The following is a 12,008-nucleotide window of genomic DNA, read 5'->3' as shown; positions in this document are numbered from 1 at the left end:
GCGCCGGTCCTGTCGCGGCGCGGGGCGTCGCTGGCAGCGTCGCGGGGCGAGGCCGGCGACGCCCCGATCCCCGACGCCTTCGCCCTCGGCCGCCCGGCCCTCGATGCGTTTCCACGTGAAACCTGGGCGCGCCTGCTCCAGGCCGAATGGCGCGCCGGCCCGCCCGCGCATCGTCATCCCCTCGGCGATCCGCGCCTGCGCCGCGCCCTGGCGGCCTATCTCTCGGCCGGGCGCGGAGTCGCCTGCAGCGAGGAGGCGGTGATCGTCACCGCCAGCATCCGCCAGAGCCTGCGCCTCCTGGCGGAGCTTCTGCTGGAGCCCGGCGAGGCGGCCTATCTGGAGGAGCCGGGCTTTCCCGGCCTCGCCCATGCCCTGCGGGCCGCGGGCCTGCGCACGGTCCCGGTGCCGTGCGACGCGGCCGGCTTCTCGATCGCGCGGGCGCGGTCCCTCGATCCCGGAGCGCGGCTCGCGGTGGTCACGCCGGCCCAGGGCCATCCCCTCGGCGACACGATGAGCCTGGAGAACCGCCTCGCCCTCCTCGCCTGGGCGGAGGCGGAGGATGGCTGGATCGTCGAGGACGATTACGACGGCGAGTACCGCTATGCCGGGCGGCCGCTGGCACCGCTCCACGCCCTCGACCGGGCCGGGCGCGTTCTCTATGTCGGCAGCGTCTCCAAGGTGCTCCTGCCCGCCCTGCAGATGAGCTACCTCGTCCTGCCGGAGGCCCTCGTGGAACCCGTGCGCCGCGCCCTCACGGGTAGCGGCGGCTTCGCCTCGATCCTCGGGCAGGGCGCGCTCGCCCGCTTCATCGCGGAGGGCCATTTCGCCGCCCATCTGCGCCGGACGCGGCGTCTCTACGGGCAGCGACAGGCGGCCCTCGCGGCGGCGATGCGCGACCATCTCGGCGATGTGCTGGAGGTGCCGCCCCGCGACGGCGGCATGCATCTGGTGGCCCGCCCCGTCCCCGGAACGGATTTCGACGATCGCCTCGCCGTGGAAGCCTGCGCGCGTGCCGGCATCGCCACCACGGCGCTCTCGCCGCATTTCGCCGATCCGGCGCGAGCCGAGCAGGGGCTGCTTCTCGGCTATGCCTGCGTGCCGGAGCGTGCCGTCATACCGGCGGTGAGACGGATGGCCGAGGCGCTGAAGCCGAGAGGAGGGAAGGCCTGACGACGGTGTCGGCCTTTTCCCGAGACGATCGACATCCGGCCGGGAAGCCATCCGCCAAGCATCTTTTGCAGGAAATCGTCCCTCACAAAGGGGGAGTGGATCAGTCGTGCGACTTGGAGGCTTGCACGTGTGGCTCTCCAAACCATCGACCGCACTCAGCCCTCGATTTCATAACATTTTTAAATATTCTTTATGCGTTCTCGCCGAGAGGATCGAACCATCGTGGCCGATCAGGGTACCGGCATGTCTTTCAAATGGTTCAATACACTCCGCGCCCGCATCGTTGCGGTCGCCCTGGCACCGTGTCTGGCCTTCGGAGCCGTGACGGCGATCGCGGTCTCCGACCGGGCGACGCAGCGCAACGAGATGATCCGCGTTGAGGCGCTGGCCGACCTCGCCACGCGGATCAGCGCCTTCCTGCACGAAATCCAGCGCGAGCGCGGCGCGTCGAGCCTGTTCATCGGCTCGAAGGGGAGCCAGTTCGCGCCCGAACTCGCGGCCCAGCGCGGCCGGACCGATGCCGGCATCCGCGACCTGAAAGCGGCCCTGGACGATCCGGCCTTCGGACGCCACCGGCAGGCGCTCGAACAGGATCTAGCCAGGCTGGCAGACCAGCGCCGCCGCATCGACGCGCTGGAACTGACCGGGCCGCAAGCCGCCGCCTTCTATACCGGACTGGTCTCGGAAGGGCTCGCCGTCGTCCGCGAAATGGCGGGTCTCGTCGGCAATGCCGCCATCGCGGGGCGGGCCTCGGCCTATTCGGCCTTCCTCACCCTGAAGGAGCAGGCGGGCCAGGAGCGCGCGGCGGGGGCCGCCGCCTTCTCGGCGGGTCGCCTCGACCAGCCGGCCCTCATCCGGCTCGCCGGCCTGGGCGGCGGACAGAGCTCCGCCGAGGCACGGTTCCGCGCCGGAGCGGAGGCTGACCAGGCAGCTCTGCTCGACGCGGTGGAAGCCTCCGAGGCCGCCCGTGAGACGGCGCGCCTGCGCAAGCTCGCGCTGGACACGGCTTTGGGCGAGACGCTGTCCTTCCGCGACGCACCGCTCTGGTTCCAGCTCGCGACGAAGCGGATCGACGGCCTGAAGGGGGTCGAGGACCGCCTGAGCGCCGATCTGGTCGCCGCCGCCACCGCGACCCGGACGGAGGCGGAGAGCGCGCTGCTGGCCTGGCTGGTCGCCGGCCTCGCCACGTTCCTGCTCTCCGTGGGCCTCGCCTTCGGGCTGGGCGGCGCCATCGCCCGGCCGCTGACCCGGATGGCCTCGGTGCTCGATGCGATCGGCCGGGGGGACGAGGATGTCGCCGTGCCCCAGGGCGGCCCGCACGAGGTCAGGGCACTGTCGAAGGCGGCGGAAGCCTTCCGCGACAGCGTCATCGAGCGCCGGCTGCATCGCGCCGAGCAGGAGCGTCTGGCGGCCTCGGTGGCGGCCCGGCAGCGGCAGGCCGTGCTCAGCCTCGCCGACGAACTCGAAGCGGCGGTGGGCGGCATCGTCGCCACGGTCTCGTCCTCGGCGACCGAGCTTCAGGCCACCGCCCGCAACATGAGCGCCACGGCGACGCAGACGGCGGCCCAATCCACCAGCGTCGCCGCGGCGGCCGAGGAGGCGGCGGCCAATGTCGGCACCGTGGCGGCGGCGGCCGAGGAACTCGGCGCCTCGGTGAGCGAGATCAGCCGGCAGGTCGACGGCTCGGCCGACCTCGCCCGCCGGGCGGTCGGCGAGGCGAACCGGACGGCCGACCTCGTCCAGGCGCTCGACGGCTCGGTCTCCCGCATCGGCGACGTGGTCGTCCTGATCTCGCAGATCGCCGGCCAGACCAATCTTCTGGCGCTCAACGCCACGATCGAGGCAGCGCGGGCCGGCGAGGCCGGTCGCGGCTTCGCGGTGGTCGCCGCGGAGGTCAAGGAACTCGCCAACCAGACCGCGCGGGCCACCGACGAGATCAGCCGGCAGATCGGCCTGATCCAGGGGGCGACCGGCGAGGCGGTCAGCGCCATCGGCGACATCACCGCCCGCATCCGCGAAATCGACGTCGTGGCAACCAGCATCGCGGCGGCGGTGGAGCAGCAGGGCGCGGCGACCCAGGAGATCGTCCGCAACGTCGCGGAAGCCTCGAGCGGAACGAGCGAGGTGACCGCGAACATCGGCGGCGTCTCCCAGGCCTCCGAGGAGACCGGCGCGGCGGCGAGCCAGGTGCTTTCGGCCGCCGCCGAACTGTCCCGCCAGTCGGACCGCCTCGGCACCGACGTCGCCCGCTTTCTCGCGACCGTGCGGGCCGCCTGAGGGGGCGGGCCCGTCGTCCTGGGCCCGCATCTCGGCATCGTCGTTGGGGCGGGCGCGAAAAGCGGGTATTCTGCGCCGGCAATCAGACGGACAGCCCAGGACGCGCGATGGACAAGGACCCGACACATTCCAGCACCGCCGCCCATGCGGTGTTCGACGTCGCCGCCGCCGTGGCGACCCTGCCCGAGGCCTGTTCCACCATGGTGGCCGACCATCGGTTCGTCGATCAGCCGGCGGCGAGCGCGCGGGTGTTCCGGGTCTATTCCCCCACCCCACCGCACAGCCACGCCTCCTGCGACGAGTATCTCTACGTGCTCTCGGGCCGCTGCATGATGAAGTTCGCCGACGAGCCCGCCGTCGAGGTCGGGCCGGGCAAGCTGGTGATGTTCCAGCGCGGCGTGGTGCATTCCGTGCCGGAGATCCTTGAGGAGCCGATGGTGTTCCTCTCCGTCGATACGCCCCGCCGCGAACCGCGCGACATCCGCTTCGTCTCGGACGGAACCGGCACGCCCGACACCTTCATGCGCCAGTCGCAGCAGGCCCAGCAGCAGTAAGGCACACGCCCTTCCCCTCTCCCCGCCGGGCGGGGAGAGGACGTCGTCCTCCCCTCGTCGGGAGGCGACGTGAGACCGCCAGGGCGAGGGTGAGGGGGTCTCTCCGGGTGTGGCTCCTTCGGCCAAGCCCCCTCACCCCCGGCTGCCGCCTCGCCGCGCCGACGACGGGGTCGTCGCGGCCCTCTCCCCGCGTGCGGGGAGAGGGGAATGCGCGCCGGCCTTCGGGCCGAGCCGCCGCCAACCGATGACCACCCCCGTGACCACCAAAACTCCGGCGAGCAGGTTCAGCAGCCATTGCGCCGCGTCCCTGGCGGGCGGGTGGCCGACGAGGATTGGCAGGTCGAGGCGGTGGAGCGCCGTGAACAGCCAGCGGTTGACGCGGCCGGAGCGGTCGAGCCGGTTCAAGATCTCGCCGCTCTGCGGATCGACGTGAAGCCAGGTGGCGGCCGGGTCGGCGAAGCGCAGGCGCAGGATGGGGAGCGTCCCGCTCGTGAGGGGTGACCAGTACAGGTCATGAGTGTCGAGGCGCTCTACGCCCTCCAGCCTCGCACCCGCCATGGCGAAGCCGGCCGCCGCCGCGATCCGGGCGGTCGAGGGTGCGTCTCCGATCACCCGGCCGCCGGTGCGGTCGAGCCCCGTCGCGACCCAGTGCCCGCCGATCCGCGCGAGATGCAGGCCGAGGGGCGCATGGGCGGCCATCGCCCGCAGGCTCGCGGTCGTGAGGCCGACGGGGCTGTCCGCCCCGGCATGGGCCTCGCGTAGGTCGGCGGGCGGCGCGAGGGAGGTGAACCAGCGGTTCGGGTTCATGGAGAGCCAGCCGCTGAGGATGAAGGTGGTGAGCCCGATCCCGCCGATGAGCCCGGCGAGGTGGTGCCATCGCGCCATCCCGCGATAGGGCGTGACGCGTCCTCGCGCGTAACGCCGCCTCAGGCGCAGGCGCCAGATCCCGAGGACGAGGCCGCTGAGCGCCGTGAAGGCGGCGATGCCGGAAATCCAGAGCACAGCATCGCGCCACAGCTCGGCGCGGGCGCGCAGCGGCGTGAGATAGACCCAGTGGGTGACGGCGCCGACCCAGTTCCAGCCGCGCTCGAACCGCGTCGTGTCGAGCACGATCTCGCCCGTCCTTTCCGAGACGTAGAGCTCCGTGCCGGTCGCGTCGTTCAAGGCGACCTTGTGGAAGGGTCGCAGGGGATCGTAGCGCGCCGTCACCGTCCATTGGTCGCGCTCGACCTCCTCCACGGACGCGCCGGGACCGGCCCCGGTGAGGCGCCGGGCCGCCTCGCCATCGACCGGCCCGGCCGGTGCGCCGGTTCGCGCCGAGAGGGTGATGCGGCGGCCGTCGCTGGCCGACATCCGGTAGAAAGGCTCGTCCCCGCGCATCTCCAGATCGAGGCTGCGGGGCATGCCCTGCAGCCCGGCGGCGGCCAGGGCCTCGTCAGGCGAGACCGCGACCGCCTCCCATGCCATCGGGCGAAGATGCGCGAGACGCTCCGTCTCCGTGAGGCTCGGGAACGGCACGTAGAGCATCACCAGCCCGGAGCCGATCCACAGGGCGAAGAGCAGCCCGGTGGCGATGCCGAGCCAGCGATGGCCGAGGACCAGCCACCGCTTCCCTCGTTTCAGCGGGCTCACCACGCGACGCTGTAGGCCACCTCGAACGAGCGCGGTCGCCCGAGGATCCAGTTGGTGCCGATCCCGTCCACGGCGTTGCCGCTGATGGCGTAGGTTGTGTCGAACAGGTTGTAGACGCGAAGGCTCAGGCGCGAGGCCGGGGTGACCTGATGGTCGAGGCCGAGATGGGCGAGGGTGTAGTCGGGCCGTGGCGCGGTATTGGAGAAGTCGCTGAAGACCCGGCCGACATTCTGCAGCCCGATCCTGGCCTCCCAGTCGCGGGCGAAGGCCCAATTGAGCCAGACATTGGCGACGCGCTCGGGCACGTCGATGGGCTGGTTGCCCGCATAGGACACCGCCCCCTCCCGGAACTCGTCGTATTGCGCGTGGAGCAGAGCGAGGTTGGCGTCGATGCGCCAGCCATCGGGCAGGCGCAGGGCGAGCGCCCCCTCCACCCCGTGCGAGGATTGCCGGCCGACCTGGGTCGAGACATTGGGCTGGCCCGGCACCGCCGAAATCAGCTTGTCCTTGACGATGCGGTAGCCGGCGAGCGTCCATTCGAGGGCGCCGTTCAGCGCGAGGCCCTTGGCACCGACCTCGATCTGCTCGCCGGTGGAGAGGTCGAAATTGGCGTTCGATTGCGACAGGCTGATGAGGCTCCCCACCGGATCGGTGGCGGTGGCGTATTGCACGTAGAGGGCCGAATCCGGCGTCGGGTTGTAGACGAGGCCGAAGCGGTAACTCAGGGCCTCGAACGAGCGCGCGAAGGTGTCGCCGGTCTGCAGGTTGCGCCGGTGCAGGGTCGGCGCGTCGAAGCGCACGCCGGTGAGGAAGGAGAGTTGGTCGCTGAGGATCAGCCGGTTCTCGGCGAAGACCGAGGCCTGGTTGGTGCTGGTGGCATAGGCCGGGCTCGCGCGGCCATTGGCCGGAAACTGTCCGGGATCGTAATTGAACGGATCGACGCTGGTGACGAGGTTGCTGCCCGCGCTGGAGAAGTTGTTGGTGTGGCGGAAATCCACGTGGTTCACGTCGAACCCGATGGCGAACTCGTTGCGGAAGCCGAAGACGTTGCCCTTGAAGGCCGCGTCGAAGCGGTTCCCGACCTGCTCCTGTTGGTGGTAGATTTCGGTATAGCTGGACCGGTCGATGAGGCCCGTGCCGCGATTGAAGCTGTATTGCTCGACATCGAGCCAGTGGCGACGGCTCTGCAGCCGGTAGGCGGTGTTGCGGATGGTGATGTCGGCGCTCGGCGTCCACTCGGTCTTGAGCTGGGTCCAGTTGTCGGACCAGATGACCTTCGCGCCGTCGACATTGTAGTTGTTGTTGCGCAGGGACTGGACGATCCGGCCATCGACCAGCGGCGTGCCCCAGTAGCGGGCGGGCTCCTGGTAGCCGAGATCGTGGCTGAGGGTCACCGCGAGATCGGGGTTCAGCTGGAACAGCAGCGCGCCCGAGACCGCGAGGTTGCGGAAATCCCCGTTCGGGCTGGTCCAGCCGCCGTCGCGGTTGCCGCTGACATTGAGGCGGTAGGCCACCGCATCGCCGATGGGACCGCCGAGATCGACGGCGAGGCGCGCGAGCCCATCCGACCCGGTTGCGGCGCGGGCGGCATGGATCGGCGTGAAGCTCGGCTTCTTCGAGACCACGTTGACCACGCCGCCGATGGCGCCGTCGCCGTAGAGCACGGAGGCCGGGCCGCGCAGCACCTCGATCCTCTCCACGTTCCATGTGTCGAACGGGAAGGTCACGGTGCCGGCGCCCACGAACAGGCGGGTGCCGTCATACAGCTGCTGGATCGAGTTCGGGCCGGCGAAGCCCCGGCTGGAGAAGGCGCCGTTGCCGTTGCCGGGCGACGCGATGGTGGTGATGCCGGTGGCGTTCTGCGTCACCGCCTCGACCACCGTGTTCTGGCCCCGGATGCGCGCGGTCTCGCCGCTGATGACGTCGATGCTGGCGGGCGTCTCCAGCGGCGTCAGGCCAAGGCGACTGGCGCTGCGGGAGGGGGTCGAGAGGTTGAGCCCGACCGGGTTGGCGCGGGTGAGGCCGACCCCGCTCCCCTCCACGGTGAGCTGGTCGAGGGTGACGGCATTCTGGCTGACGGAATCCTGTGCCCGGACCTGACCGGCGAGCAGGGTCGAGCCGAGGAGCGACGCGAGGAAAGCGGTGGCGCGGGCCGTGGATGTCCGGCCGGGGGCGCGGTGGGTGACCTGTCTGGGCATGTTCGTTTTGGCAAACCGGAGTGATCGCTGGCCGAGTGCCGCGCCCCCTCTGCTAAATCGTATGTTATAACGTTACAATACGGCGAACCGGGCAAAATGCCTGCGTGCGGGACCGGACGGTCTCGCCGAAGGCATGCCGTGGAGCGATTCTGTAACGGAAGGAACGGGAACGATCGGGCATCGCAGGCAGACGGCGGGCGCGGCTCAGCGCAGTGGCACGTCACCGCGAACGAAACCGATGCGTTCGCGACATGCGAACGCCCCGACACCCCACCAGGACACCCCGCCCGATGCGTTTCGCGTGTGACCACGACTGACGGCAGGTCTCCTGGCTCGCGGGTCACCGCCCTCTCATCGTCTTCCCAGGTGATCACCCAGTGACGTGTTGATGAAGGACTCGCCGCTTACAGTTGCGGGGGCAGCCGCGGCATCGGACACAAGGTCCTCACCGCGTTCCCTTTTGATCCCCCGAAGAGGAACCGTCATGCTCAAGCTAGTCGAGGCCGGGAGACCGCGTCAACGACGTCACGGCAACAGCCCAAAAGAAAAGCCCCGGATCTTTCGATCCGGGGCCAATCTCATCGGATGCGCGTCGCCTACCAGCGGTAGGTGACGGAGCCGGTGATGCGGCGGCCGTCGCCGTAATTGCAGCCGACATATCCGCCGAGCTGGGCGCAGGTGCCGACATACACTTTGTCGGCCAGGTTGTTGGCGGCCACCTGGAAGCGCCAGTTGTCGAAGGAATAGCGGATCGACGCATCCATCAGGAAGTAATCCGGCACGCGGATGGTGTTGGCCGTATCGCCGAACGTATCGCCGATGTAGCGCACGCCGAAGCCGAAGCCGAGACCACGGAACAGGCCAGTCTGGACGGTATAGTCGGCCCAGTTCGAGATCACGATGTTCGGAACCTGGATCGGCCGGTTTCCGGTCGCGTCGGGCAAGGGGAACGGCGGGATGTCCCTGGTCACCCGGGCGTTGAGGGCGGTGAGCGAACTGAGCAGGCGGAACCCTTCGGCGAGTTCAAGGGTCGCCTCGGCCTCGATGCCGTTCACCGTGATCTCGCCGGTCTGGTAATAGGCTTGCTGCAGTGGATCGGTCCCGTCGAAGGTCAGGGCGTTGGTCTTCTTGGTATTGAAGTAGGTCAGCAGGAAGGTGCTGTTCGATCCCGGAGGCTGGAACTTGATGCCGCCCTCGATGGTCTCGCCGATCTCGGGCTTGGCGGGGCCGATCGAATACGTATCCGGCACGGCCGGGACGAATTGGCTCCGAGTGCTCGACTGGATGTAGAACGGCAGCACGTTGAACGAGCGCGCGGCGGCGACGTAGGGCGTCAGGCCGTTGTCGAAGAGATACGACAGTCCGACGCGGCCGCTATAGGATTCCGCATTCTGGGTGACCCCGAAATTGGTCGGGATCGCGTTCGGGACGCCGATACTGTTCAGCGTCGTACGAACGGCATCCAGGGCGGGGTTCTGCACGTCCGTCCGCGTCTTCACCCAATCGTAGCGGGCGTTGGCGCTGAACAGGAAACCGTTGCCGAACTTCACCTGATCCTGGGCGTAGATGCCGGTCTGCTCCTGCGACAGCCGGCTCAACAGCGTCCTCTGCAGGGGGGCGACGGCCGAGCCATAGGTCGGGTTGAGGACATCGATCGGGCCGACGAGTGCCGGACCCACGCCGGTAATGAGGAAGCTGGGATCGAAGAACGACTGGGTCGGGCCGCCCCTCTGGTCGCTCTTGTTCTGAATGTTGCTGTAATCGATGCCGAGCAAGGCGGTGTTCTTGAACCAGTCGAACACGTGCTCGTGCTGGATCTGGGTATCGACGGTGAAGACGCCGTAATCCTCCAGCCAGGTCTGGGCCGAACGGTTGATGAGCGAGGGTGAAGCCGTATTGTTCAGCCCGGTCGGGTAGATGCTGTTGTAGTTGGTGCTGGCATGGGCGTAGCGCAGATTTTGGCGCACGGTCCATTCGTTGTCGAAGCGGTGCGAGAACTCGTAGCCCGCCATGGCCCGCTCGGACTTGAAGCGGCTGAAATCGGGCTCGCCGAGGAAGCGGTCGCGCAGGTTGGCCTTCAGCGGGTTCGACCCGTTTGTGTAATATTGCGGGATCAAGCGGTACTTATCGCCCGAGACATCCTTCTGGTAATTTCCCAGAAGCGTCAGGCTGGTATCGGCCGACGGCCGGAACGTGACGGCCGGGGCGATGTACACCCGGTCGAGGTCGACGTAATCGGCCTGGGTGCCACCGTTCCGCAGGAAGCCGGTGATCCGGTAGAGGATGGTCTTCTCGGGGTTGGCCGGACCGCTCAGGTCGAAGCCGAACTGCTTGCGGTTGTAGGTGCCGTAAGAGCCGAAGATCTCGCGCAGGGGCACGTCGAGGGGCTTCTTGCTGACGAAGTTCACGAGTCCGCCCGGATCGTTCAGGCCGTAGAGACCCGAAGTCGGCCCGCGCAGGACGTCGATGCGCTCGATCCCGTAGGGCTCCTGCGGGAAGCCGGAGAAGCTCGTGAGTGGCAGGCGCAGGCCGTCGCGGTAGACGCCGCGGATGGTCTGGTCGAAGCCGCGGATGATGAGTTGGTCGAAGCGCCCGTCATCGCCCTGAGGGGAAGCATAAACTCCTGCTGTGTAGGCCAATGCATCAGCGAGGTTCTGCGCGCCGCGATCCTCGAGCTGCTTCTGCGTCACCACCGAGATCGATTGCGGGATTTCGCGCAGGCTGGCGTTGGTCTTGGTGCCGGACGAGCTGCGCGACACGACGTAGGAATTCGCCGCGACGATGCTGTCGTTGGTGCTGCCGCTGCCGACACCGGCGCCGGAGCCCTGCACCGACAAGGTGTCGAGCTGCACCGCCGCCGTGCCGCCCGACGCGGCTTGGGCGAAGGCCTCCCCACTCCACAGGGCGGGGGCCATGGCGAGCATCGCCACGGTGGAGACGCCGGCCAGACAGCGCCGGCCACTCACGGCTTTGTGAGAAACCGTGCCGGAGGAGAGCAACATGCCATCAGACATACAGAAGACCTTGATCGTCGAAAATACAGCACGGGCTCGATCGTGACTGAGCGAGATGTCTCTGCCGATGCATCGCGTAGAACGATTCAAAAACAAAGCTCGCGCCTCGGCAAGACAAATCCATACGGCGTCTTTGACAGCAAGGCGAAGTTGCGGTTCGGCGAGCGAAGTTGTGACTGCGTTGCCTAGGAAGCACATTCATACTTTGGAATAATTCGAGTCTATAACCTCGATAAACGTGTTGATGAACGCGCTCCGGAAGACTCGGCGGCTCTCACGAAGCGCCAGCCGCGCCGTCGTGCTCCGAGGGAGAGCCGCCCGTGACCGAGAGTTGTGAGAGGCGCCCTCAGCGCCGGGCCAGGAGCCACATCAGGAACGGTCCGCCGACGAGGGTCGCCACCAATCCGGCGGGCAGCTGGTAGGGGAAGAACGCCATCCGCCCGACGAAATCCGCCGCGACCATGATGAGCGCGCCGACGATCGCCGCACCCGCGAGCTGCGGCGCCGCGCGGGTGAGGCCGGTCAACCGCGCCACCTGAGGCGCCACGAGGCCGACGAAGCTCAACGGCCCCGCCACCAGGGTCGCCGCGGTGGTGAGGATCGCCGCCAGGACGAGGATGGCGAGGCGGCTGCGGCGAAGGTCGAGCCCGAGCGAGCGGCCGGTGGGAGCGCCGAGGGGTAGCAGATCGAGCCATCGGGTCAGACCGGGAAGGCAGGCGGCCCCGAGGGCGAGGATGGCGAGGGCGGCCACGGCATCCTCCGGCGCCACCCGCGCCGTGGAGCCCGCCGTCCACCCGAGCAGCATGACCACGGAAGGATCGCCGCTGATCATCAGGATGGTGAGGAGGGCGCCGAACCCGGTGGTGAGGCCGATGCCGGCCAGCAGCATCTGCTCGGGCGCGGTGTCGGCACGGCGGCCGAGGCTCAGGATCGCCAGAAGGGTCGCGAGCGCCCCCAGGCTGCCGGCGCCGAGGAGCGCCGTCCGGTCCGGCGTGCCGAGGACGATCGTGACCGCGACGAGACCGAGGGCGGCCCCGGAGCTGATTCCGAGCACTTCGGGGCTCGCCAGGGGATTGCCGGTGAGCCGCTGCAGCAGGGTGCCGGCGATGGCCAGCATCGCGCCGGCCGCGAGCGAGGCGGCGATGCGGGGCAGGCGCCAGGGG

At 68.9% G+C, this 12,008-nt stretch carries 7 protein-coding genes and 1 riboswitch; of the genes, 3 read left to right on the top strand and 4 right to left on the bottom strand.

Features of this window, described 5'->3' with window-relative positions:
* The 3 genes from FV220_RS21505 to FV220_RS21495 all read left to right on the top strand — a co-directional run.
* Positions 1–1,170: PLP-dependent aminotransferase family protein (locus tag FV220_RS21505; RefSeq protein ID WP_147833155.1), on the top strand; the 1,170-nt coding region annotated here is incomplete at its 5' end.
* Between the two features lie 243 nt (positions 1,171–1,413).
* Positions 1,414–3,447, top strand: coding sequence for a nitrate- and nitrite sensing domain-containing protein (locus tag FV220_RS21500; RefSeq protein WP_147833157.1), 2,034 nt, complete (start codon positions 1,414–1,416; stop codon positions 3,445–3,447).
* Between the two features lie 107 nt (positions 3,448–3,554).
* Positions 3,555–4,001 carry a cupin domain-containing protein gene (locus tag FV220_RS21495; RefSeq protein WP_056141309.1) on the top strand — a complete coding sequence of 149 codons (447 nt, stop codon included), beginning with the start codon at positions 3,555–3,557 and terminating at the stop codon, positions 3,999–4,001.
* A 132-nt stretch (positions 4,002–4,133) separates the two neighbouring features.
* Here the strand turns inward: FV220_RS21495 and FV220_RS21490 are convergent, their stop codons facing one another.
* The 4 genes from FV220_RS21490 to FV220_RS21475 all read right to left on the bottom strand — a co-directional run.
* Complete coding sequence (locus tag FV220_RS21490; protein ID WP_187273490.1) at positions 4,134–5,636, bottom strand: PepSY domain-containing protein; 1,503 nt, start codon at positions 5,634–5,636, stop codon at positions 4,134–4,136.
* Positions 5,630–7,831 carry a TonB-dependent receptor gene (locus FV220_RS21485; RefSeq protein ID WP_187273489.1) on the bottom strand — a complete coding sequence of 734 codons (2,202 nt, stop codon included), beginning with the start codon at positions 7,829–7,831 and terminating at the stop codon, positions 5,630–5,632. The genes FV220_RS21490 and FV220_RS21485 overlap by 7 nt, the downstream gene beginning before the upstream one ends.
* A 300-nt stretch (positions 7,832–8,131) precedes the next feature.
* A riboswitch (cobalamin riboswitch) is annotated at positions 8,132–8,330 on the bottom strand.
* Between the two features lie 97 nt (positions 8,331–8,427).
* Entirely contained in the window at positions 8,428–10,833 is a 2,406-nt protein-coding gene (locus FV220_RS21480) for a TonB-dependent siderophore receptor (protein WP_246689511.1), read from the bottom strand.
* 358 nt (positions 10,834–11,191) lie between these two features.
* Positions 11,192–12,008, bottom strand: an 817-nt coding sequence (locus FV220_RS21475) for an iron chelate uptake ABC transporter family permease subunit (RefSeq protein WP_147833152.1), incomplete at its 5' end; no start/stop codon positions are given.

Origin of the sequence: Methylobacterium sp. WL19 (genome assembly GCF_008040005.1) — a bacterium.
Lineage (GTDB): Bacteria > Pseudomonadota > Alphaproteobacteria > Rhizobiales > Beijerinckiaceae > Methylobacterium > Methylobacterium bullatum.
The sequence above is the reverse complement of the archived record's forward strand: the minus strand, read 5'-3'. Positions and strand labels throughout refer to the sequence as shown.